Source organism: Streptomyces hamibioticus (assembly GCF_047946815.1).
Lineage (GTDB): Bacteria > Actinomycetota > Actinomycetes > Streptomycetales > Streptomycetaceae > Streptomyces.
The window spans coordinates 1611431-1632928 of sequence record NZ_JBKKQY010000001.1; the positions used below are offsets into that span (position 1 = coordinate 1611431).

General features: G+C 71.7%; 25 protein-coding genes and 1 pseudogene. 22 read left to right on the forward strand and 4 right to left on the reverse strand.

Features of this window, described 5'->3' with window-relative positions; translation table 11 throughout:
- Positions 1-8: 8 nt before the first annotated feature.
- The 7 genes from ACLGIH_RS07280 to ACLGIH_RS07310 all read left to right on the forward strand — a co-directional run bounded on the left by ACLGIH_RS07280 (position 9) and on the right by ACLGIH_RS07310 (position 7553).
- On the forward strand, positions 9-1493 hold the full coding sequence (locus tag ACLGIH_RS07280; RefSeq protein WP_416524395.1) for a SulP family inorganic anion transporter: 1485 nt from the start codon (positions 9-11) through the stop codon (positions 1491-1493).
- Between the two features lie 126 nt (positions 1494-1619).
- Positions 1620-2447: a slipin family protein gene (locus tag ACLGIH_RS07285; protein WP_416524396.1), complete on the forward strand. Its 828-nt coding sequence runs from the start codon at positions 1620-1622 to the stop codon at positions 2445-2447.
- Positions 2448-2537: 90 nt separating this feature from the next.
- Positions 2538-4001 carry a PhoX family protein gene (locus tag ACLGIH_RS07290; protein ID WP_416524397.1) on the forward strand — a complete coding sequence of 488 codons (1464 nt, stop codon included), beginning with the start codon at positions 2538-2540 and terminating at the stop codon, positions 3999-4001.
- Between the two features lie 74 nt (positions 4002-4075).
- Positions 4076-5608 (forward strand): FAD-dependent oxidoreductase, encoded by a 1533-nt coding sequence (locus tag ACLGIH_RS07295; RefSeq protein WP_416524398.1) that lies wholly within the window; start codon positions 4076-4078, stop codon positions 5606-5608.
- 83 nt (positions 5609-5691) lie between these two features.
- Positions 5692-6546, forward strand: coding sequence for a polysaccharide deacetylase family protein (locus ACLGIH_RS07300; protein ID WP_416524399.1), 855 nt, complete (start codon positions 5692-5694; stop codon positions 6544-6546).
- 48 nt (positions 6547-6594) lie between these two features.
- Complete coding sequence (locus ACLGIH_RS07305; protein ID WP_416529311.1) at positions 6595-6813, forward strand: hypothetical protein; 219 nt, start codon at positions 6595-6597, stop codon at positions 6811-6813.
- Entirely contained in the window at positions 6810-7553 is a 744-nt protein-coding gene (locus ACLGIH_RS07310; protein WP_416524400.1) for a peptidyl-tRNA hydrolase, read from the forward strand. Before ACLGIH_RS07305 ends, ACLGIH_RS07310 begins: the two co-directional genes overlap by 4 nt.
- Before the next feature lie 89 nt (positions 7554-7642).
- Here the strand turns inward: ACLGIH_RS07310 and ACLGIH_RS07315 are convergent, their stop codons facing one another.
- Complete coding sequence (locus tag ACLGIH_RS07315; RefSeq protein WP_416524401.1) at positions 7643-8077, reverse strand: hypothetical protein; 435 nt, start codon at positions 8075-8077, stop codon at positions 7643-7645.
- A gap of 85 nt (positions 8078-8162) precedes the next feature.
- On the opposite strand from ACLGIH_RS07315, the gene ACLGIH_RS07320 reads away from it, so the two are divergent.
- The gene (locus ACLGIH_RS07320) at positions 8163-9080 is read left to right on the forward strand and encodes an alpha/beta fold hydrolase (RefSeq protein ID WP_416524402.1); all 918 of its coding nucleotides are present in this window, start codon (positions 8163-8165) and stop codon (positions 9078-9080) included.
- A gap of 137 nt (positions 9081-9217) precedes the next feature.
- Complete coding sequence (locus ACLGIH_RS07325; protein ID WP_416524403.1) at positions 9218-9862, forward strand: TetR/AcrR family transcriptional regulator; 645 nt, start codon at positions 9218-9220, stop codon at positions 9860-9862.
- Positions 9863-9928: 66 nt separating this feature from the next.
- Here ACLGIH_RS07325 and fabI read toward each other — a convergent pair whose 3' ends face one another.
- The gene (gene fabI / locus ACLGIH_RS07330) at positions 9929-10708 is read right to left on the reverse strand and encodes an enoyl-ACP reductase FabI (protein WP_416524404.1); all 780 of its coding nucleotides are present in this window, start codon (positions 10706-10708) and stop codon (positions 9929-9931) included.
- Positions 10705-11409 (reverse strand): alpha/beta hydrolase, encoded by a 705-nt coding sequence (locus tag ACLGIH_RS07335; protein ID WP_416524405.1) that lies wholly within the window; start codon positions 11407-11409, stop codon positions 10705-10707. Before ACLGIH_RS07335 ends, fabI begins: the two co-directional genes overlap by 4 nt.
- A 98-nt stretch (positions 11410-11507) precedes the next feature.
- On the opposite strand from ACLGIH_RS07335, the gene ACLGIH_RS07340 reads away from it, so the two are divergent.
- From ACLGIH_RS07340 to ACLGIH_RS35035, 4 genes and pseudogenes are all read left to right on the forward strand, one after another.
- Positions 11508-11957, forward strand: a complete 450-nt coding sequence (locus ACLGIH_RS07340; protein ID WP_416524406.1) for a hypothetical protein — start codon at positions 11508-11510, stop codon at positions 11955-11957.
- Complete coding sequence (locus ACLGIH_RS07345) at positions 11954-12304, forward strand: ferredoxin family protein (protein WP_416524407.1); 351 nt, start codon at positions 11954-11956, stop codon at positions 12302-12304. Before ACLGIH_RS07340 ends, ACLGIH_RS07345 begins: the two co-directional genes overlap by 4 nt.
- 532 nt (positions 12305-12836) lie before the next feature.
- Positions 12837-13109 carry an IS110 family transposase gene (locus ACLGIH_RS35030; RefSeq protein WP_473246755.1) on the forward strand — a complete coding sequence of 91 codons (273 nt, stop codon included), beginning with the start codon at positions 12837-12839 and terminating at the stop codon, positions 13107-13109.
- Positions 13024-13335 (forward strand): annotated as a pseudogene (locus tag ACLGIH_RS35035) (transposase); the annotation flags it as partial. The gene ACLGIH_RS35030 and the pseudogene ACLGIH_RS35035, both read left to right, overlap by 86 nt.
- Positions 13336-13401: 66 nt before the next feature.
- Here the strand turns inward: ACLGIH_RS35035 and ACLGIH_RS07355 are convergent.
- On the reverse strand, positions 13402-13860 hold the full coding sequence (locus ACLGIH_RS07355; RefSeq protein ID WP_416524408.1) for an acyl-ACP desaturase: 459 nt from the start codon (positions 13858-13860) through the stop codon (positions 13402-13404).
- Between the two features lie 264 nt (positions 13861-14124).
- Between ACLGIH_RS07355 and ACLGIH_RS07360 the strand changes: the two genes are divergently transcribed.
- From ACLGIH_RS07360 to ACLGIH_RS07400, 9 genes are all read left to right on the forward strand, one after another.
- Positions 14125-14769, forward strand: coding sequence for a TetR/AcrR family transcriptional regulator (locus ACLGIH_RS07360; protein ID WP_416524409.1), 645 nt, complete (start codon positions 14125-14127; stop codon positions 14767-14769).
- A gap of 45 nt (positions 14770-14814) precedes the next feature.
- Complete coding sequence (locus ACLGIH_RS07365; RefSeq protein ID WP_416524410.1) at positions 14815-15765, forward strand: alpha/beta hydrolase; 951 nt, start codon at positions 14815-14817, stop codon at positions 15763-15765.
- Between the two features lie 4 nt (positions 15766-15769).
- Complete coding sequence (locus ACLGIH_RS07370) at positions 15770-17200, forward strand: aminotransferase-like domain-containing protein (protein WP_416524411.1); 1431 nt, start codon at positions 15770-15772, stop codon at positions 17198-17200.
- Between the two features lie 165 nt (positions 17201-17365).
- Positions 17366-17986 carry a TIGR03086 family metal-binding protein gene (locus ACLGIH_RS07375; protein ID WP_416524412.1) on the forward strand — a complete coding sequence of 207 codons (621 nt, stop codon included), beginning with the start codon at positions 17366-17368 and terminating at the stop codon, positions 17984-17986.
- A gap of 17 nt (positions 17987-18003) precedes the next feature.
- The gene (locus tag ACLGIH_RS07380; RefSeq protein ID WP_416524413.1) at positions 18004-18264 is read left to right on the forward strand and encodes a hypothetical protein; all 261 of its coding nucleotides are present in this window, start codon (positions 18004-18006) and stop codon (positions 18262-18264) included.
- A 28-nt stretch (positions 18265-18292) separates the two neighbouring features.
- Complete coding sequence (locus tag ACLGIH_RS07385; protein WP_416524414.1) at positions 18293-18682, forward strand: hypothetical protein; 390 nt, start codon at positions 18293-18295, stop codon at positions 18680-18682.
- Positions 18646-19056, forward strand: coding sequence for a hypothetical protein (locus ACLGIH_RS07390; protein ID WP_416524415.1), 411 nt, complete (start codon positions 18646-18648; stop codon positions 19054-19056). Before ACLGIH_RS07385 ends, ACLGIH_RS07390 begins: the two co-directional genes overlap by 37 nt.
- Before the next feature lie 169 nt (positions 19057-19225).
- Positions 19226-20548: an MbnB/TglH/ChrH family RiPP precursor modification enzyme gene (locus tag ACLGIH_RS07395; protein ID WP_416524416.1), complete on the forward strand. Its 1323-nt coding sequence runs from the start codon at positions 19226-19228 to the stop codon at positions 20546-20548.
- Positions 20549-20666: 118 nt separating this feature from the next.
- Positions 20667-21467 carry a TIGR04222 domain-containing membrane protein gene (locus tag ACLGIH_RS07400; protein ID WP_416524417.1) on the forward strand — a complete coding sequence of 267 codons (801 nt, stop codon included), beginning with the start codon at positions 20667-20669 and terminating at the stop codon, positions 21465-21467.
- Positions 21468-21498: the final 31 nt, after the last annotated feature.

Genomic DNA, 21498 nt, shown 5'->3' on the forward strand with positions numbered 1-21498 from the left:
GCGGCGCCGTGACCTCCATAGCCAAGTACCCCTTCCTGCGGCAGGACTTCGCCGCCTCCCTCGTCGTCTTCCTGGTCGCCCTCCCGCTGTGCGTGGGCGTCGCCGTGGCCTCCGGGGTCCCGGCGGAGCTGGGCCTGGTGACGGGCATCATCGGCGGCATCGTCACCGGCCTGCTGCCCGGCAGCAGTCTTCAGGTGTCCGGGCCCGCCGCCGGCATGACCGTGCTGGTCTTCGAGGCGGTCGACACCTACGGACTGCCCGCGCTCGGTGTGATCGTGCTGGCCACGGGCCTGCTCCAGCTGGGCATGGGCGCGCTGAAGCTGGGCCGCTGGTTCCGGGCCATCTCCCTGTCGGTCGTCGAGGGCATGCTGGCCGGCATCGGGCTCGTGATCATCGCGGGCCAGCTGTACGCGGCGGCCGGACTGGAGGCGCCCGCCTCCGGAGTCGACAAGATCATCGGGCTGCCCGGCGCGTTCGCCGACATGCTGGGCAGCACCGACGCCATGATCTCGCTCGCGCTCGGCGCGGGCACCGTCGTGGTCATGGTGCTGTGGACCAAGCTGCCCAAGCAGGTCCGCACGGTGCCGGGCGCGCTCGCCGCGGTAGTCCTGGCGACCCTGGCCACGGCGGCGTTCGGACTGCCGGTGGCGACCGTCGAGGTGAACGGCCTGCTGGACTCGATCCAGCCGCCCGGCCTGGACGCCTTCGGCGAGTTCGCGGGCATCGGCATCTTCGGCACGATCATCGCGTTCACCCTGATCGCCTCCGCCGAGAGCCTGTTCAGCGCCGCCGCGGTGGACCGGATGCACGACGGGCCGCGCACCGAGTACAACAAGGAGCTGATGGCCCAGGGCGCGGGCAACACCGTGTGCGGCGCGCTCGGCGCCCTGCCGATGACCGCGGTCATCGTACGCAGCTCCACCAATGTCAACGCGGGCGCGAAGACCAAGGCGTCCCGGGTCATGCACGGCGTGTGGCTGCTGCTGTTCGCCGCGCTGCTGCCGGCCGCGCTGGCTCTGATCCCGCTGCCCGCACTGGCCGGCATCCTGGTGCACGCCGGCTGGAAGCTGATCCCGTTCCGCCAGCTCGTGCCGCTGTGGCAGGACCATCGGGGCGAGGCACTGATCCTGGTGGTCACGGCGGTGTCGATCGTCGCGGTCAACATGTTCGAGGGCGTGCTGATCGGAATGGCCCTGTCCGTCGTCAAGACCGCCTGGGAGGCCTCGCACCTCAAGCTGGAGATCGTCGACAAGGGGGCCGGCCCCATCCAGGCGCACCTGTCGGGCAACGCGACCTTCCTGCGGCTGCCGAAGATCCTGGAGAGCCTGGAGGCGCTGCCCCAGGACCGCCCGGTCGAGCTGGACCTCTCCGGGCTGCACCACCTGGACCACGCCTGCCGGACGGCGCTTCGGAGCTGGGCGGAACGGCACAGCGCCACCGGCACCGACCCGGTGAAGGTCACGGAGACCGGCAGGACACCGGCACCGGCCTAGCGCACGCCGGGAGCAGGCTCCTGGTTCGGGACCGCGAGCATGGCCACCGCGAGCATGGCCTCGGACCAGGTGCCTGGCATATCGTGTCAGGAACGCACGAAACGGACCTCTGAGAAGGAGGTCGTCATGCTCGAGGAGTTCCTGACCGCGGGCGCGGCCGTCGGAAGCGCCGGGCTGCTCTACGTCGCGTCGGCAGCGCGGATCATCAAGCAGTACGAGCGCGGGGTGGTCCTCCGGCTCGGCCGGCTCGTCGGTGAGGTGCGGCGACCCGGCTTCACCATGATCGTCCCGATCGTGGACCGGCTGCACAAGGTCAACATGCAGATCGTGACGATGCCGGTCCCCGCCCAGGAGGGCATCACCCGGGACAACGTGACCGTGCGCGTGGACGCGGTCGTGTACTTCAAGGTGGTGGACCCGGCCAGTGCGCTCATCCGGGTCGAGGACTACAAGTTCGCCGTGTCGCAGATGGCGCAGACGTCGCTGCGTTCGATCATCGGCAAGAGCGAGCTGGACGACCTGCTGTCCAACCGGGAGAAGCTGAACCAGGGCCTGGAGCTGATGATCGACAGCCCGGCGGTCGGCTGGGGCGTACAGGTGGACCGTGTCGAGATCAAGGACGTCTCCCTTCCCGAGACGATGAAGCGGTCGATGGCCCGGCAGGCGGAGGCGGACCGGGAGCGGCGGGCCCGGGTGATCAACGCCGACGGCGAGCGGCAGGCCTCCAAGGTGCTGGCCGAGGCCGCCCGGGAGATGTCCGACACCCCGGCGGCCCTCCAACTGCGGCTGCTGCAGACGGTGGTGGCGGTGGCCGCCGAGAAGAACTCCACGCTCGTACTCCCCTTCCCCGTGGAGCTGCTGCGCTTCCTGGAGAAGGCACAGACGGCGCCCGAGGAGCCCGTGGACCGCACGGACCGCACGGACCGCACCCTGGAGCGGCCGGCTGGCACGTGACGCGTGTAGCACGCGTGGTTCCCGAGGCCCGTGGCAGATGGTAGACACGGCGGGGTCACAGTTCCTGTCCGCCAGCAGGAAGGTTGCCCCATGTCCGAGAACACGCTCGAGAACGCCCCCGGGAGCAGCACCGGGACCACCACGCCCCGCACCGCGGACGGCCGTGCGACGCGCCGTCAGGTACTGGCCCGTACGGGCGCGTTGGGCGTCGGCATCGCCTTCGCCGGAAACCTCTCCGAACTCTTCGCGGGCACGGCCGTCGCGCAGGACCGCCTGGGCCACGGCTCCGGCTACGGCCCCCTGGTCCCCGACCCCGACGGCCTGCTCGACCTGCCCCGTGGTTTCCGCTACCGGGTCCTGTCCCGGGAGGGCGACCCGCTCCGTTCCGGTGAGGGCCCGGTGCCGTCCAACCACGACGGCATGGCCGCCTTCCCCGGGCGCGGCCACGGCCGGGGAGGCAGAGACCGCCGCGTCCACCTGGTCCGCAACCACGAGAACCGCGCGGGCAGCCGGGCCCCCGTCCCCACGGTCGGGGGCCTGACCTACGACCCGGCCGGCGAGGGCGGCTGCACGGCCCTGACCCTGGACTCGCGCAACCACGTGCTGTCCGAGCGGGTCGCGATCGCCGGCACGGCCGTCAACTGCGCGGGCGGCCCCACCCCTTGGCACACCTGGCTGACCTGCGAGGAGACCGAGGACAAGGCCGGCACCAACGGCTACACCAAGGACCACGGCTTCATCTTCGAGGTCGACCCCGCCGACCCGCACCGCACCGGGGCCGTGCCGCTGACCGCGATGGGCCGCTTCCAGCACGAGGCGGTCGCCGTGGACCCGCGCCGGGGCGTGGTGTACGAGACCGAGGACGCGTTCCAGAAGCCCTTCGGCCTGTTCTACCGGTTCCTGCCCGAGAAGCCGCTGGGCGGCACCGGGTCACTGCGCGCGGGCGGGCGGCTTCAGGCGATGCGGGTGCCGGGCGTACCGGACCTGTCCTCCATCCAGGAGACCGGGGCCTCCTTCGACGGCGTCGAGTGGGTGGACGTACCCGATCCGCTGGCCGCCGGGACGCCCATCCGCCACCAGGACTTCGGACGCCGGGGCATCACGCACGCGCAGAAGCTGGAGGGCTGCTACTGGGGCGGGCGGTGCGTGTACTTCGTGTCGTCGTTCGCCCGCAGCTCGCAGGGCTCGGCGGCCGACCACTACGGGCAGATCTGGCGGTACGACCCGGAGCGGTGCCGGCTGACCCTGGTGATCGTCTTCGGCCCGGACACCGACATCCAGCTGCCCGGCGAGTCCCCGGACAACATCTGCCTGGCGGCCGGCGGCGGCCTGATGGTCTGCGAGGACGGCGACGGCGCCCAGCACGTGTACGGGGTCACCCGGCGCGGCGAGGTGTACGCGATGGCCCGGGGGCGGCAGAACATCGGCACGCCCGAGGAACCGGAGTGGGGAGAGTTCGCGGGCGTCACCTTCTCCCCCGACGGCGACACGATGTACGTCAACTGCTACACGCCGGGGACGACCTTCGCGGTGACGGGCCCTTGGCGGAGGTAGGCCGGGGGTAGTCCGGGCGCGGCATCGGGGCCGGCCGGTCACTGAAGTCGCCGGAGCGGGGTACCCGGGGCCGCATGACGGAGAACGCGCACGTCAGCGGCTCGTACTGGCTCAGTACCGCACCGGGTGGCCCCCCGCGCCCCGCCCTCGCCGACGACCTCGAGGTCGACGTGGCGGTGATCGGCGCCGGAGTGGCCGGCCTGAGCACGGCCTGCGAACTGGTCCGGGCGGGGCGCAGCGTGGCGGTGCTGGAGGCCGGGCGGGTCGCCGCCGGCGTCACCGGCCACACCACCGCCAAGCTGACCGTCCTGCACACGCTGATCTACGACAAGCTGCGCCGCACCCGCGGCCCGGAGGCCGCCCGGCTCTACGCCCGCTCGCAGACCGAGGCGATCGAGCACGCCGCCGGCCTGGTGGACGAGCTGGGCGTCGACTGCGACTGGGAGACCCGCAGCGCGTACACGTACGTCTGCGACGCGGGCCGCGTGGACGAGCTGCGCGCCGAGGCGACGGCGGCGCGGGAGGCGGGGCTGCCGGCCTCGTTCGTGACGGAGACGGAGCTGCCGTTCCCGGTGGCGGGGGCGGTCCGGGTCACCGGGCAGGCGCAGTTCCACCCGCGCAAGTACCTGCTCGCCCTGGCCGAGGACCTGGTCTCCCGCGGCGGACGGATCTTCGAGAACACCACGGTCCACGGCCTGGACGAGGGCGAGCCGTGCCGGCTGTCGACCGGGTCCGGCGCCACGGTGACCGCCCGGGACGTGGTGGTCGCCACGCACTACCCGATCTTCGACCGGGCGCTGCTGTTCGCGCGTCTCACCCCGCGCCGGGAACTGGTGGTGGCCGGGGCGATCGGGGCGGAGCGCGACCCGGACGGCATGTACATCACCCCGGACGAGAACACCCGCTCGGTCCGTACGGCGCCCCTGACCGGGAACGGCGCCGACGGGCAGCGGCTGCTGATCGTCACCGGGGAGCACTTCACGCCGGGCACCGGAGACACCCGGGAGCGCTTCGGCCGGCTGCGCGCCTGGGCGGGCGAGCACTTCCCGGACGCCGACCTCACCTACTCCTGGGCCACGCAGGACATCGACCCCACGGACACGGTGCCGATGGTGGGCCCGCTGCACCCGGGCGCCAAGCACACCTACGTCGCCACCGGTTTCGGCGGCTGGGGGCTGAGCGGCGGCATGATGGCGGGCCGGCTGCTCACCACGCAGATCACGGGCGGCACCTGTGCGTGGAGCGAACTGTACGACCCGCGCCGGCTGCGCACGGCGGTGCGCGAGGCGCCGACGTTCCTCAAGACCCAGGCGGAGGTCGCCCGCCACTTCGTCGGGGACCGGCTGCGGCCCGCGCCGCCCGTGGACGCCCTGCCGCCCGGCGAGGGTGCCGTCGTGCGGGCCGGCGGCGACCGGCTCGCCGTCTACCGGGACGAGGCCGGCACGCTGCACGCCGTGTCGCCCCGCTGCACCCACCTGGGCTGCCTGGTCAGCTTCAACGCGGCCGAGCGGGCCTGGGAGTGCCCCTGCCACGGCTCCCGGTTCGACACGGACGGCAAGGTGATCCAGGGCCCGGCGACGAAGCCGCTGGACCGCCGGGACATCTGAGGACCCGGCCGAACGGGTGAGGGCACGGCGCCACCCTCCCCCAGAGCGCCACATACGGGACACCGCGGCCATACGTTCGTACGATGATCAGCCTTTCTCTCGTGCGACGTGTGGCCGTCGCCTGTGCCCTGGGGGCCGCCCTCGCCGCCTGCGGCACCGCCCGGGCGCCCCAGGAACCGCACCAGGCCCCGTCCCACTCCCCCTCACCGTCACCGTCCCGTCCGCCGACCCTCGCGCCCGGCCCGGCGGGGCTGACGCCGGTCTTCGAACACGGCCCCCGCACGGCGCGGGACCGGACCGTCGCCCTCACCTTCGACGCCGACATGACGGCCGACCAGGGGCCGCGGGCGGCGAGGGGCGAGCGGTTCGACAACCCGGAGCTGATCGCCACGCTGCGCGAACTGAAGGTGCCCGCGACGGTGTTCATGACCGGCCGGTGGGCGGAGGAGTACCCGGAACAGGCCCGGGCGATCGGCCGGGACCCGCTCTTCGAGGTCGCCAACCACTCCTACAGCCACTACGCCTTCACCGGCGACTGCTACGGCCTGCCGGCCGTCGCCCGGGAGCGGATGCGGACGGACGTGGAGCGGGCGTACGCGGCGTTCCGCAAGGCGGGCGTGCCGGACCCGATGCCGTACTTCCGTTTCCCCGGCGGGTGCCACGACCGTACGGCCCTGAAGGAGCTGACGGCGGCCGGTGTCACCGCCGTGCAGTGGGACGTGGTCGGCGGGGACGCGTTCGCCACGGACGCGGACGCGGTCGCCCGGCAGGTGCTGGACGGGGTGCGCCCCGGGTCGGTCGTCGTCCTGCACTGCACCCGCAGCGCCGCCCCGGCGACGGAGCGGGCCGTGCGCCAGGTCGTCCCCGAGCTGCGCCGCCAGGGTTACCGCTTCGTGAAGGTGTCCGAGCTGATCGCGGCCGCCGGCGGACGGCGCTGACGGGCCCGCGCGGCCTACTCCGAACACACGACCGACAACGACTACTGCCTGATCGACGCGGCCAGGCCGCCCCGGGCCGACGGGCCCCCGTATGCGATGGGGGTGCCCCCGCTCGAGCGCAGCCGAGAGTGGGGGAGCGTGGTGTGCCGGGAGCTGACGGAGTACCCGGAGTCGTACAAGGGGATCACGCTCCGCCCGGCCTGCGAGTGGCGGGAGGCCGAGCGGGGCCTGCGGCTGCTGACCGGCAGGGCAGACTTGGGGCCATGAGTCTCGATCCCGCCCCGCCGACGGACGACAGCCCCTTCCGCGCCGAGCCCGGCGACCGCGACCTCGCGCCGCAGTACGTGCTGCCGCTGGTCGTGCGCATCGAACGCGCGGCCCCGCCCGCCCGCACCGACGCGCTGGAGACCGCCGCCCGGGCGGTGCTGGTGATGCTGGAGGACGAGCGGTCGGCCGGCGACGGCGAGTGGGCGCAGGCGATCCGGGACTGGCAGGACGCCCGGATCCGCAAGGTGGTGCGCCGGGCGCGCGGGGCGGAGTGGCGCCGGGCCGAGGCGCTGCCCGGCATCACGGTCACCGGCGGGACCGCCGAGGTACGGGTCTTCCCGCCGGTCCCGCTGGACGGCTGGCCCAAGGACCTGGCCCGGCTCCAGGTCTCCGGCACGGACCTCGACGACCCACGGCCGCCGGCGCCCGCCGGCCCCGGCGTCCCCGTCCTCTGGTTCAATCCCGCCCTGCGGATGTCGGCCGGCAAGGCGATGGCCCAGGCGGGTCACGGCGCCCAGCTGGCCTGGTGGGAACTGTCCCCGCGGCAGCGCACGGCCTGGCGCGAGGCGGGCTTCCCGCTGGCGGTGCGCACGGCGGCCCCCGATTCCTGGCAGCGGCTCACGACCAGCGGCCTGCCGGTGGTCCGCGACGCCGGTTACACGGAGATCGCGCCCGGGAAAACTGTTGCAGTAGAGGGGACCCACCGCGTCGTTTCTCTCCCGCGTCTACGAGGAGCGTAGGCGGGCTGCTTCGCGTCGACTCCCACCGCTCCTTTACATTGCGTCGAGTTCGCGTGTGGGCCGCCAGGTCAAGGCAGCCGAGCCAGCTGTCAGGCGGGCCACGCGGACCGGCCCGAGAGCAGGGAACGAGCGGCTTCCTGGGTGGCGCCCCTGTCGAAGCGCTCGGTGCGCCAGGTGGTCGAGCGCAGGCTGCCCCGGTTCCGATAGGAGCGCACGATCCGCACATGGTCGTGGCGCGCCACGAAGCCCTGCAGGTCCCGCTCCGCACGCCATACGGATATCGAACCCGAGCGCGGACGGAGCGGATCGGGGTCCATCCACAGCCAGAGGCCGACCGCGCCTTCGACCTCCGGCCAGACCCGCCGCAGGGCAACCCCGGCGACGGTGACGCCGGCAGCGGTCCACGGTCGGTGCGGGGTGAACTCGGTGACGCTGACGACGGCCGTGCCGTCCGTCAAGCCGCCGGACGCGAAGTCCCCTGCCGGGCCGGGCTTCCATGGCGTGAACCAGATGGTGGCCGACATGGCGTTCTCCTCCTGAGACCGGGGCGGCGGGCTCCCCTGGGGACTATAAAAGCACGGTCGTTCGTGCTAACTTACCATGTTCCTGATGCCGACCGAGGAGTCACTGGGCATGGTCCCCTCCGAGGCACTTGCCAGCACCGCGCTCAACACCGTCTCCCGATTGTCGGGGGGGTTCGCGGGCGCGGGCGCCTACACCCTTTTCCACATGCCGCTCGCCCGGAGCAGGATGCGGGGCACGGAACGGGAGCTGTTCGCCGGGGCGGACATCAGGCGACGGGAGGTCAACGGCAAGTCCGCGGTGACCTACCGGTGGGGCAACGGCGAAAGGCCCGTACTTCTGGTGCACGGCTGGCAGTCGCGCGGCTCGCGTTTCGCCGACTTCGTCCCGGGACTCCTCGACCGGGGATACAGCGTCATCACCTTCGACGCTCCCGGCCACGGCGACTCCACCGGCCGTAGCACCACGATCCTTGAATACCGCGACATCATCACCGAACTTCACGGCCGGTACGGTGAGTTCGAGGCCGTTGTCGCGCACTCGCTCGGCGCCCTCGGCTCGTTCTTCGCCTTGCAGCACGGAGTGAAGGCGAAGAGAATCACCACCATCAGCGGAGTCTGCGACTTCGACTATCCGGTCGAGGAGTTCTGCTCCGCCCTCAAACTGCGCCACCAGCTGAAGGCCCGGCTGCACGACCGCATCGCGAAGAACCTCTTCCCCGGCATGCCGGCCGACCGGACGCCCTTCTCCGTGGTGAACACGGCTACGGACATAGAGTCTCCGCTCCTGGTCATCCACGACGAGGGCGACACCAGGATCGGCGTGGAGCAGGGGCGCCGGCTCGCCGGTGCGTTCGGCGGTCAGGCACGCCTGATCACCACGAGAGGCCTCGGACACCGCCGGATCCTGGGTGATCCCGAAGTCGTACGTGCCGTCCTGGACTTCATCGAGCATGCGCCGGGCCAGTCCGGGGAGGCGGGCACCGAGTCGGTCGCGGCCCAGTGAGAACCAACGCCGGCAGCCGTCACCTGGACGTGCGGTACCCGGCCCTCCTCTCATCACTGACCGCACGGTCGTCTACTTACTCAGTACACTGGACTTCAGCGGCACCATGAGGGTCTGGCCCAGGAGATTGGTAGGGCATGGCAGCGACACACATCGACGGGCGGATCGCGCGCGGGAACCAGACGCGTCAGCTGGTCCTCCAGCGCGCCGTGGAGATCGCCTCCGTCGAGGGCCTGGAGGGCCTCTCGCTGGGACGGCTCGCGACCGAGCTGAAGCTCAGCAAGAGCGGCGTATTCGCCCTGTTCGGCTCCAAGGAGGACCTGCAGCTGGCCACGGTCCGGGCGGCCATCAAGGTCTACCTGGAGCACGTCGTCCAGCCGGCCCGCGACGTGCCGCCGGGGCTCGACCGCCTGTGGCGGGTGTGCACCGGCTGGCTCGACTACTCCCGGCAGCGGGTCTTCCCGGGCGGCTGCTTCTTCTACTCGGTCTCGGCCGAGTACGACGCCCGCGAGGGCAAGGTCCACGACACGCTCGCCGCGGCCCGCACCAACTGGTTCGACTTCCTCGAACAGACCGCGCTCGAAGCGCAGCAGGCGGGCGAGGCCAAGGAGGGAACCGACGTGCCCCAGCTCGTGTTCGAGCTCGCCGCGTTCATGGAGATGGCCAACGCCGAATCGGTCCTGCACAACGAGTTCACCTGCTACGACAAAGCGGCCAAGGCCATCCTGAACCGCCTGCGCGGCGTGGCCACCGACACGTCGCTGCTTCCCGAACGGCCCTGACAGCGGCAGTCGGGCGGGGGCGAGGGCCCACTGAGGGGCCTTCGCCCGCTGCGGCCGCTGGCGGTCTCATGCCCCGATGGCGTGCACTCCTCCGTCGACGTGCACGATCTCCCCCGTCGTCCGGGGGAACCAGTCCGAGAGCAGTGCGACGACCGCACGGGCCGTCGGCTCCGGGTCGGACAGGTCCCAGCCGATGGGGGCGCGCGTGCTCCATACTTCCCGGAATTTCTCGAACCCCGGGATGGACTTGGCCGCCATCGTCTTGATCGGTCCGGCCGCTACCAGGTTGCAGCGGATACCGCGCGGCCCGAGATCCCGGGCTACGTAGCGCGAGGTGGATTCGAGGGCCGCCTTGGCCACCCCCATCCAGTCGTACGCGGGCCAGGCCGTCTGAGCGTCGAAGTCCAGGCCCACGATCGACCCGCCCCGCTCCTCCATGAGGGGCAGACAGGCCACGGCCAGGGACTTCAGCGAGTACGCGGACACCTCGACGGCGGTCGCGACGGAGTCCCAGCCGGTCTCCAGGAAGTTGCCCCCGAGTGCGTCCTGCGGCGCGAAGGCGATGGAGTGCACCACACCGTCGAGGCGGGCATCCGGACCGACTCTCTCCCTGATCCGTTCCGCGAGACTCTCGCAGTGCCCCTTGTCCTGGACATCGAGCCCGATCAGCGGCGCCGGCCTGGGAAGCCGCTTGGCGATGCGTTCGACCAGGCTGAGCCTGCCATACCCGGTGAGTACCACCTCGGCACCCTGCTCCTGTGCGAGCCGGGCGGCATGGAAGGCGATCGAGGACTCCATCAGGACCCCGGTCACCAGGATGCGCTTGCCCGCGAGTATTCCGCTCATCCTGCTGCCACCTCGGCCTTCCGCCCGGGCTCCACGGCACCGGATGTGACGAACGCCGCTATCTCCGCGACGACTTGGGGGGCACCGAGGATGCGCCGGTGCCCGAATCTGCGAGTGGTGACCAGCCGGGCGCGGTCGCCGAAGGCCTCGGCGATGCGCCTGCCCTGACCGGCGTCGACCATGCCGTCGTCCTCGTCATGGATGACAAGAAGCGGAATCTGCACGCTCGCGGACTCATGGAATACCGAGAAGCGGGTCCACATGTCCGCTTCCTCCGCGTACACATCCCGTTCGATGCGCCCGCGAAGCTCCTCCTTGAGGTGCGGCTCGAGGCCCATCCCGGCACTGAACCGGTCGACCAGACACGCGAAGTCGGGGACCGGGCTGATCGCCACGATTCGGCCGGCGCGCACCCCGTGCTGCAGGGAGAAGAAGGTCGCGGTGACACCGAACGAGTGCGCCACGATGGCCTCGAACTTCCCGTAGGTTCGGTGGAGTTCGGTGATGATGTCGCAGAACTCCAGCAGGGTGGCGGAGTCACCGGTGGCCTCTCCGTGGCCCGGCGCGTCGAAGGCCACCGGGCTGCACCCCAGCTCGAGCAGTCGGGTGATGACCTTCGCGTAGCGCGATGCGCGTGACTCCCAGCCATGGACGAGGAGCACCGGACGCTCACCGCTGCCCCAGCGATAGGCGACCGCCACCTTGCCGTTGACGGTCAGCTCGCTCGTCTGCGCACTTTCGATGCCTGTCCACCGTCGTGTTCTCCTCCCGCGCTGGGGCCGGGGGCGAGGAGCCCCGGTTGACGCCGGACAACTACGACGCGGTCTCCTACGCCTCGACGCGCATGCTGCATGCCTGGGCGGTGCCTGCCGAGGTCGACGGGGAGGCCTATGTCGACGCCTCGTACACCTGCTCCTGTCCGGCGCGGGAGGTCGCGGCCAAGGGCGTGACCGTGCTGATCGCGATCGGCAGCGACCCATTCCCGCTCTTCAGAGACCTCTACGCGTCCGAGGAGATCGTCGACGGCTCCGTCCTGGACCGAGCGCAGGTGCTGGTGATCAAGCCGGACGAGGACCTCAAGCAGCTGGGCGTCGACTATGCCGCAGCGACCACGGAGGGGCTGGTCAAGGCCTACGAACGCGGTCTCGACGCCGGACACCGCTTCGTGGACCAGCATGTCGAGCTGCTCGGTCCGGCCATCGCGGGGCCGGCCGGCATACCGGATGAAACAGGGAAGGACGTGACGTGACACACGTGGTCACCGAGCAGTGCGTCCACTGCAAGTTCGCGGAATGCATCACCTACTGCCCGGTCGCCTGCTTCCGTGAGGCGGCGACATTCCTGGTCATCGATCCCGAGGAGTGCATCGACTGCGGGAACTGCGTGGAGGCGTGCCCCGCCGACGCGATCTACCCGGAGGACGAACTGCCGCCCGAGCTCGCGCCGGCCCTGGTGTGGAATGCCCGGCTCTCGGCCGAACTCCCCTTGGCCACCGAGCGCGTCGTGCCGCTGCCGGATGGCGACGAGTGGCTGGAAAAGTCCGGCAAGTGGGGCTCCCTGCCCGCGGAACAGGCCCCCGGTGTTCCCTGTCAGTGACCACAGTTTCGCATCGCTGCTGCTCGAACTGCGCCGGGCCAATGCGCCGGCACAGCTGCGCTGATGCCCGGTGGCTGGATCGTCCTGCCGTGCCCGCTCGCTCCGAAGCGGCCCCTCGGAGGCGCGGTGGCGCGCCTCGGCCTGGCCGCCGCGGGTGGGACGGCGCGCGCGTAGGGCCTGCTCCGGGCGGCGGGCCTGGGCCCATGTACGAACGGCGTGGGAAAACCGCGCCCTCGGCATCCGGCTGATCGCGGCCCGACGTCCGTAGCCCCCGTTATGTTTTCTGCGGTCCTGCAAGAGGGCCGCTGGCCTCCGGGCCCGGCATGACTGTTGCCCCCTGTCGAAGGGATGACCTGGGGGGTGGTGTCACCGGGCCCGAGGGGTGCCGTCGGAGACGCTGATCAGAGGTCCGACCGCCGCCTGGCCGGGCGCAATGCCCGGCCACTCGCGGGCGGCAGGTCTGTATGACGTGGATGCGCGAGAACGGCACCGCTGCCGGGGTCGGCACGGATCGACGCATGGTGGGGGCACGATGGTCGACATCGACGGGGTGGGCGTCTTCCTGGGCCTGGACGTCGGCAAGCACGCGCATCACGGCCACGGGCTGCCCCCGGCCGGGAAGAAGGTCTTTGACAAGCCGCTGCCCAACAGCGAACCGAAGCTGCGGGCCGTCTTCGACAAGCTCCAGGCCAAGTTCGGCACGGTTTTGCTGGTCGTGGAGCAGCTTCCCCACCGCCGCCCACCTGGCCTCCTACGCGGGCCTCGCTCCGGCGACCCGGCAATCGGGAACCTCGCCCCACGGTGAGCACGCCCCCAGAGGCGGAAACCGGCAGCTCAAACGGGCGATGTTCCTCTCCGCGTTCGCAGCCCTCCACGATCCCGCCTCCCGCGGCTACTACGACCGCTGCCGAGCCCGCGGCAAAACCCACACCCAGGCCCTCCTCCGCCTCGCCCGCCACCGCACCAGCGTCCTGTTCGCCACGCTCCGTGACGGAACCTTCTACAAGCCGAGAAGCCCTCGACTCGCCTGACGAAAGACATGGAGGCACCCCCCCACCGGCGACGCTCCGGCGTCCGGGGCTCCGCTGGCATCCCCGTCAGGCAGTGACGGCTGCCGCCCGCTTGGCGCGTGCCGCGCGGATGCCTTCGCGCCGGTCCGTGAAGGACGTTGCCTGGGTGTCCAACTTGGCCACAAAGGCAGCGAGTTCTTCCCGTGCCGCCTCGCCGGCCGGGCCGAACCCGCCCCGCTCGAACACGCCCAGCTTGCGCAGGATCGGCATCACCACGCTGTCGTGGTGCAGCCGCAGGTCGTAGATGCCCGCGATGGCGATCTCCGCGGACTTGCGCCCGAAGTCCTTGATCGTCGAGCCCGGCATCTCGAACCCGGTCACGACGTCGCGTACGGCCGCCATGGCGGTGTCGGGTGTCAGCTCGAACGCGGCCTCGACCAGGTTCCGGTAGAAGACCATGTGCAGGTTCTCGTCCGCGGAGACGTCGACGAGGCAGCGCGGGCGCAGGCGGAGCCGGTCGAGCGCGGCACGTCCCGCCGAGAGCATCGACTCGGTGCCGCTCCCCCCCTTCGAGGAAGTCCCACACAGGCCCGGGGAGGCACCCCTTGGCCGCCGCCCGGTACTCGCGCAACGCCAGTCCTGCCACTCTTCGCCCCCGTACCCACTTGACCCCGTACACCAAACTGAACGCACGGCCGTACAGTAACTATACCCTTGCACACTGTCCGCACGGTCGTCCACTTAGTGTGGTCAGGAGCCGACCGCTGGGACACCGACCCTCCCCGTACAGGGAGATTGAGGAGGTGGTGCGTGAGCACGACCCGCATCGATGGGCGGATCGCACGCGGAAACCAGACCCGGCAGTTGATTCTGCGGCGCGCCGTTGAGATCGCATCGGTGGAAGGCCTCGAAGGGCTGTCGCTGGGCCGTCTGGCAGGCGAACTCCAGCTCAGCAAGAGCGGAGTGTTCGCCCTGTTCGGCTCGAAGGAGGAGCTACAGCTCGCGACCGTACGCGCCGCCATCAAGATCTACATCGAGGACGTGGTCCAGCCGAACCGCGAACTGCCCGCGGGGACACACCGGTTGTGGAGCCTTTGCACCAGCTGGCTCACCTACTCCGAGCAGCGGGTCTTCCCCGGCGGCTGCTTCTTCTACTCGGCCTCGGCCGAGTACGACGCACGCGAGGGCAAGGTGCACGACACGGTCGCCGGTGCCCACGGCAACTGGTTCAAATACCTTGAGCAGGCGATCGAGGACGCAAGGAAGGCGGGCGAGGTACGTGACGACACCGGCATCCCCCAACTCGCCTTCGAACTGGTGGCCTTGCTGGAGATGGCCAACGCCGAGTCCGTGCTGCACGACAACTTCACCTGTTACTCCAGGGCAGCCGAGGGCATCCTGAACCGCCTCCGCGGCGTCTCGACGGAACCGTCGCTCCTGCCCGACACACCTTGACACCGCCCGCGGTCCGCCGGACCGCGGCCCTGGTCCGGAGGCACCATGGCATTCGATCCACAACTCCAAGCGATGTACGACCAGCGCTCGGCACAGGGCGTCCGCCCCTTGTACACCATGTCCCTGGAAGAGGCGCGGGCAGCCGACCTCGCCGCCATCCAGGCCGACTCAGGGACTCCCGAACCCGTGGAGCAGGTGGTCGACGAGTCGATACCCGGCCCGGCAGGACCCCTCCCCGTCCGCGTCTACCGGCCCGCCGGCGAGGGCCCGCTGCCCGTACTCGTCTACTTCTTCGGCGGCGGCTGGACGTTGGGCTCCATCGCGACCAGTGAGGCGATCTGCCGGAGCTTGGCCAATGCCGCCGGTTGCCTCACCGTCGCCGTGGGCTACCGCCTCGCGCCCGAGCACAAATTCCCCGCCGCGCCGCGGGACTGCCTCGCGGGCGTGCGGTGGGCCGTCGAGCACGCCGGGCGGTTCGGCGGCGACGGCACGCGCGTGGCCGTCGGCGGGGACAGTGCGGGGGGCAACCTCGCCGCGGTGGTGACCCTCATGGCGCGTGACGCGGCAGGCCCGGACATCCTGGCCCAACTGCTCGTCTACCCCAACACGGACTACCTCGCGGACACGCCGTCGCGTCGCGAGAACACCGATCCGCTGCTCTTCAACGACAAATCCGTGCAGTGGTACTGGGACAACTATCTGGCCTCGCCCGCGGACGGCACCAGTCCCCTCGCCTCCCCGCTGCGGGCAACCGATCACTCCGGGCTGCCGCAGGCGCTGGTGATCACCGCCGAGCACGACCCGCTCCGCGACGAGGGCGAGCAGTACGCCGAGCGCCTGCGGCAGAGCGGCGTACGCGTCGAGGCGACTCGTTACCCGGGCGTGGCGCACGGCTTCTTCGCCATGGCCGGGACCCTCGACGCGGGCCGCCGCGCCATCGAGCAGGCCGCCGCGTACCTGCGAACCGCCTTCGCCGGCGCCACGACGAGAGGCTGATCCCATGGCAGACACCACGGCCCCCGGGCTACCCGCCGGCGCCCTCGACCTGGGCGAGCTGCACGCCTCACTGACCGATCCGGTGCTCGACGCGATGAACTTCCTCAACGAAGTCGTCGCACGCTTTCCAGAGGCCGTCTCCTTCGCGCCCGGCAGGCCCTCCGAGGGCACGTTCGAGCCGGAGGACCTCGCGCGCCATCTCCGGTTCTACGCCGACCACCTGGAGCGGGAGCGCGGGTGGTCGCGCGACCAGGTGCGCACACTGCTCTTCCAGTACGGGCGCACCAACGGCGTCATCCACGACCTCATCGCCCGCACCCTGGCCAACGACGAGGGCATCTGCGTGAGCCCGGAGTCGGTGGTGGTGACGACCGGCTGCCAGGAAGCGATGCTGCTCACCCTGCGCGCCCTCTTCGCACGCCCCGAGGACACGCTGCTGGTGAGTTCGCCCTGTTACGTCGGGGTCACCGGGGCGGCGCGGCTGCTCGACATCGCGGTGCGCCCCGTCGCGGAGGGCGCCGAGGGTCCGGAACCGGAGGCGGTCCTGGCCGCCGTGCGCGAGACCAGGGCGCGGGGACGGCGCCCGCGCGCCCTGTACGTGGTACCGGACTTCGCCAACCCGTCGGGCGCGAGCATGACCGTCGCCGCCCGCGAACGGCTCCTGGAGATCGCCGTACAGGAGGACCTGCTGATCCTGGAGGATGACCCGTACGGGTTCTTCGTCCGGGCCGGGTCCGCCAGGCCCACGCTCAAGGCCCTGGACCATGGGCGCCGCGTCCTGCACCTGGGGTCGTTCGCCAAGACCGCGCTGCCCGGCGCGCGTGTCGGCTATGTGGTGGCCGATCAGGAGGTCGTGGGCCCCGCCGGCGAACGGACGCTGCTCGCCGACCAGTTGTCCAAGATCAAGAGCATGACGACGGTCAACACCTCGGCCATCAGCCAGGCCGTCATCGGAGGACTCCTGGTCGAGTCCGGCTGCCGGCTCCGCGAGGCCAACGCCGACGCCATCGACTTCTACCGCACCAACCTCAACACCCTCCTCGCGGAGCTGGAGCGGCACTTCCCCCCCGGTCGCCGCCAGGAGCTGGGGGTCGGCTGGAACCAGCCGGACGGCGGTTTCTTCCTCGTCGTCCACGTCCCGTTCGTGGCCGACGACAAGGCCCTCGAACACTCGGCACGCGCCTTCGGCGTGCTCTGGACGCCGATGAGCGACTTCTACCTCGACGGCGGCGGTGACCACCAACTCCGGCTGTGTTGCAGCGCTCTGTCCCCGGAGCGGATCGCCGAAGGCGTGGACAGGCTGGCCGCGTTCATCACCGAGCGGGGCCGCGCAGGCCCTCGCGTAGCGACGCCGGCGCGCCGGGAGCGGGAGCACGACGCCGAGGGGCCCGGTCATGACCGGGCCCCTCGGTCTTTCCCTTTGCCACATAACTAAACGCACGATCGTGCTATTGTTTTTCCGCCCGCACTCCCCACGAGAGCGACCGCGGCTCTCTTCGCCGTGTCGCCACACCTGCGGGAGCGGGCACCCCGGCCTGGCGTCGACCGCCCAGAGGCCGTTCCCACGAGCGTGGGACAACCACTCGCCGAAAGGATCCGCATGGATATCCGGAAGCTCGACCGGACGGCAGTGCTGGGGACCGTACGCATGCTGGAACAGGCGGCACCCGACACCTGGGAGGCCCCCACTCCGTGCACGGACTGGAACCTGCGTGAACTGGTGGCCCACATGGCGGGCCAGCACCACGGCTTCGCGGCCGCCGCGGCCGGGGGCGGCTCCGGCCTCGCCGCGTGGCAGCCCGCCGAACTCGGTGACGACCCGGCGAAGGCCTACCGCGCCGCCGCCGGGGCGGTCTTCGACGCCTTCGCCCGACCGGGCGTCCTCACCAGCGAGTTCAGCCTCCCGGAGATCAGTACGACGACCACCTTCCCGGCCCCGGTCGCGATCGGGTTCCACTTCCTGGACTACGTCGTGCACGGCTGGGACGTGGCCCGGGCCCTCGGCCTGAACCCGGAGCCGGACGACGACATCGCCGAGGCCGCCCTGGTCTTCGCCCTGCGCGTGCCCGACGACGAGCGCAGGCTCGGCCCCGCCGCACTGTTCGAGCCGGCCCTGGCCCCGGTTGGTGGAGCGCCCACGTTCGACCTCGTCCTGGCGGCGCTCGGGCGCACGCCCGGCTGGACCCCTCCGGCCGCCCCCGCGACATCACCGCAGCACTGACCCACAGGGAGACATCCATGCTCACCGAACTCAGGACCAACGTCGCGCGCCGGCTCGGCCTGCCACAGGAAGAGGTGTTCGACGGGCGGCCGCTCTCCGCCGTCCTGGTCGCCTCACCGCACGCGGTCAACTCCATCGACCTGCTTGACGCGTTCGCGGGCGGCCTCGCCGACGTCGGTGTCGACGACGACGTGGAACTGCCGACGATGACCCTCGACCACGCCGCCGAGGACGTCGTCACGGCACTGGGCAAGCAGCTCGCCACCACCTCCTCCTGAACGGAAGGCGTCTCGACCCGTGTTGATCATGGCCGACATCGTCAAGGAACTCCGCGCCGGGGCCACGATCAGCGATGTGCTGCGCGTCCAGCAGAGCTACCACGAGCAGCGCCGCTGGGGCACGGACAACCTCTTCGACGGCCGCCGGCTGTCCCGCCCGGCCCCTGGCGACAAGGCGGCGCTGTGGCACGCCTCCCGCGCCGAGCTGACCACCCAGCCCGCCGGTATCCGGCTCGCCGTGGACGGCGTCAAGCTGGCCAACGAGATACGCGAGTCCAACCCGCTCGGGCCGACGTCCTGCACATCGCCGCGGCCTGGTCGGCGCGCTACTGGCTGGAGGAGGAGGCGCACCACGAGGTCGCCTTCGGCCGGCTCATGGAGATGGCAGGGGTCGATCCGATCGACGAGGCCGAGGTGATCGAGCACCGGGGCCCGTTCCCCACCGACAACTACGCCCGGGTCTGCATCCTTCAGGCGTGCGTGGAGATCGAGGCATGTGTGTCGTACGGCTGGCAGTCCCGCACCAGCGAGGACGGTCTGGTGCGCGACGTCTTCCTCACGATCATGAAGGACGAGGTGCAGCACCGGCAGTACTTCGCGTCCTTCGCCAAGGCACTCGTGGAGTCCGGGGTCTACCCCGTCAAGGACGTCCTGTCGATGGCGTTCCTGGCCTGCTCATCGTCGAGCTGGACACCGCGGAGCGGATGCGCCGGCCGGGGCATCACCGAGATCGCGGCGGGGTCGTGCACGGTGGTGGCCGAGGGAGACGGTCGTTTCGCTTCTCACCGGTGAGTGCGCCTCAAGCACGCCGTGAAGATCGCCTCCATCGATGGTCTGGAAGGCCCGCGGGCCCGAACCTCAAATGTTGCTCTGAACGTGGCCCCGACACGGTTCGGCCGCCCGGCTCCTGGCCATACCCCCCTCACGTCCGTGAACGGCGTGGCGAAGGAGGGGGAGGAACATGGAGCGGCTGGGGACGGGGATCGGGTGGCGGCCGGAGATATCGGACGCCGTGGAGCGGATGCCCGGCGTCGACTGGGTGGAGGTCGTGGCCGAGAACGTCTGCCCCGGGCACCTTCCCGACTCGCTGGTGCGGCTGCGCGAGCGCGGTGTGACCGTCGTCCCGCACGGCGTGTCGCTGGGGCTCGGGGACGCCGAGCGGCCGGACCCGGAACGGCTCTCGGCCCTCGCCGACCGGGCCGAGGCGCTGGGGGCACCGCTGGTCACCGAGCACATCGCGTTCGTCCGCGCGGGCGGGCCGCTGACCGCGTCGCCGCGCCTGGAGGCGGGGCACCTGCTGCCCGTACCGCGGACCCGGGACGCCCTCGACGTGCTGTGCGAGAACGTGCGCATCGCCCAGGACGCGCTGCCCGTGCCGCTCGCCGTCGAGAACATCGCCGCCCTCATCTCCTGGCCGGACGAGGAGATGACCGAGGGGCAGTTCCTGTACGACCTCGTGGACCGGACCGGCGTACGGCTGCTGATCGACGTGGCCAATCTGCACACCAACCACGTCAACCGGGGTGAGGACCCCGCCGTGGCGCTGGCCGGACTGCCGCTGGAGGCGGTCGCCTACGTGCACGTCGCCGGCGGTTTCGAACGGGACGGCGTCTGGCACGACAGCCACGCCCACCCCGTGCCGCAGCCCGTCCTGGACATCCTCGGCGACCTCGCGGCGCGCGTGGCGCCGCCGGGTGTGCTGCTGGAGCGCGACGCGGACTTCCCCGAAGCGGCCGAGCTGGAGGGCGAGCTGGAGGCGGTCCGGATCGCCGTGGAGAAGGGGCGCGCCGCCGCCGCGCCGCCGCCCGGCGGATCCGCGGACACCCACGGCGCAGGGCGCGGCGGTCTTCGGCTGCTGCCCGACGCCGGTCCCGCCCGGCAGCGGCTCGGCCTCGCGCAGACCGCGCTGCTGTCCGCGCTCGTCGCCGGCACGCCCGTCCCCGAAGGGTTCGACCGGGCGCGGCTGGGGGTGCAGGCGCGGGCGCTCGTCGCGAAGCGGGCCGGGGTGGTGGCCAAGGTCGCGCCCGAGCTGCCGGAGATCCTCGGGGCGGGGTACCGGGCGGCCTTCCTCGCGTACGCCGGGAAGCGGCCGATGCCCGGCGGCTACCGGCAGGACGCGCTGGACTTCGCCGAGCACCTGCTGCTCGCCGGGGAGCCGCGGGAGGAGCGGGCGCGGCGGGAGCTGCGGGAGTGGTGGCTGGAGCGATCGGGTCCGGCGCCGCGGTCGCGGCGGCCGGCGGTGCGGCTGGCGCGGGCCACCCGGCGGGTGCTGCTGCGGCGCTGAGCCGCGCGACGGCGCGGGCACCCGGACGCCGAACGGAACGTCACGGACCCGCAACACCGCGTCCCGGAATGTGAACAGGGCATGGCGCCGGCGAAAGCCCTTGGCATAGAAACACGGCATGTTCTGGGTACTGCTCCTGCTGCCGGCCTGGGCCGTCGCCGGTACGGCGTGTCTGCGGCTGTGCCTGGCCGCCGTGCGCGCGGCCGCCGTCGACGCGACCGCGGGCCGGGGACACGAGCTGACGCTCTACGAGGCGGCCTTCCTGTCCGGCGGTCCCGGGCGGGTCGCCGACCTGACCCTCGTCTCCATGGCGCGCCAGCGCCGGCTGCTGCTGGCCCGGACCGGCTGGGCGACCGTCGTCGATCCACGCGGGCGGGACGAGATGGAACGGTCCGTCATCGGGGCCATCGGACCGGAGGGGCAGTCCCGCATCGCGCCGGTGCGGGCCGCGGCAGCTGCGGCGGACGCCGTGCGCGGGCTCGCCGACCGGCTGGTCGGCGCCGGTCTCGCGGTGCCCGACGGTGCCGACACCGTCGCGGCCGGGGTCCGGCGGGTGCGGTACGCGGCGCTGGCCGTGTGCGCGCTGGGTGCGGTGGCGCTCGCGCTGCCCGTCCCGGCGGACCTGCCCCGCCATCTGATCGCCGCCTGGTTCGCGCTGCCGCTGGCGCTGACCCTGAGCTGCCTCGCCATCGCGCGGATGGAGGTGCACCCGTACTCGCCGTGGGCCTCCCCCGCGGGGCAGCGGCTCCTCGGCACGCTGGCCCGGCGGACGGACGGGCGGCGCGGGGACGACCGTACGTTCCTGACGTCGGTAGCCGTACGGGGGATACAGGCGGTCGGCGAGCCGGACCTGCGGGCGGCCTTCGCCCACCGCGAGCAGCAGCCGCCGCAGCAGGCCCGGGGAGACCGGCGGGGCTGACCGGCCGGGGGCGCACGGAAGCACGCGGCGC